The organism is Sphingomonas sp. (assembly GCF_042091075.1).
In the GTDB taxonomy this organism is placed as follows: Bacteria; Pseudomonadota; Alphaproteobacteria; order Sphingomonadales; family Sphingomonadaceae; genus Sphingomonas.
The window spans coordinates 5,816-6,669 of the sequence record NZ_JBELIE010000169.1 but is presented as its reverse complement, the minus strand read 5'-3'; the positions used below and the strand labels follow the sequence as shown (position 1 = coordinate 6,669).

General features: G+C 73.5%; 1 protein-coding gene. It reads right to left on the bottom strand.

From position 1 onward, the window contains the following. The coding region (locus tag ACFDSW_RS14125) for an alpha/beta hydrolase (RefSeq protein ID WP_375250919.1) at nucleotides 1–767 on the bottom strand (767 nt) is incomplete at its 3' end. Between the last annotated feature and the right edge of the window lie 87 nt (nucleotides 768–854).

Sequence of the window (854 nt, the reverse complement as noted above, 5' to 3'; positions counted from 1 at the left end):
AAGCGCCGCGCCGCCGCGACGATCGCGCGGGCGCTGACGACCGGGTCGCGCCGCGACACCAGCAACAGCAGCGGCGTCGTCACCCCCTCCAGCCGCGCCCGCGACAATGCGCTCACCGAGGCGCAGGCGGCGGCGGTCCAGCCCCAGCTGGGCGCGCCCGAGGCGATCGCGGGCACCGTCGCCTTCCACCAGATCTTGTCCGCATTGCGCTCCGGGCAGGACGTCATCCGCGCGCCGACATTGCCGGCATCCCCTTCCCACAGCCGGCGCTCGCCGCGTCCGGACAGGATCGCGGCGCGCGCGGCGGCGTGGATCGATCGCGTGCCGAGCGGCCCGGCACGGATCGCCAGCATCGGCGACGATAGCGCCGCCGCGTGCAACGTGCCGTCTCGTTCCGCCAGCCAGCGCAGCAGCAGATGGCCGCCCATCGAGTGCGCGACCGCGACATCGGGTCGGTGGGCGGCGATGAAGGCGGAGAGGTCGTCCAACAGCGGCTCGAACGAGACGAGATGGCTCACCAGTGGATCGGTGAGCATCCGTCCCGATCCCCCCTGGCCACGCCAGTCGAAGCCGATCACGTGCCACCCGCGCGCGCGCCAGTGCGCCATCGCCTCGAGATACTTTTCGGCGAAATCGCCGCGACCGCCGAGGAACAGCAGCCGCCCGCGCGCGTCCGGCAGCGGCCAGTCGAACGCGCGCAGTCGCCAACCGTCGGGCGCGTGCCAGTCGCGGAACATCAGCCCGGGGGGATGCCGACGGCGGTTCATCGCGGCGGGCTAACCCGCGCCGATGACATTATGATGAGCCCGGCCCCGGCCCCGCCGCCACCGATGCTGCCGCCGCACGTGCGGCCG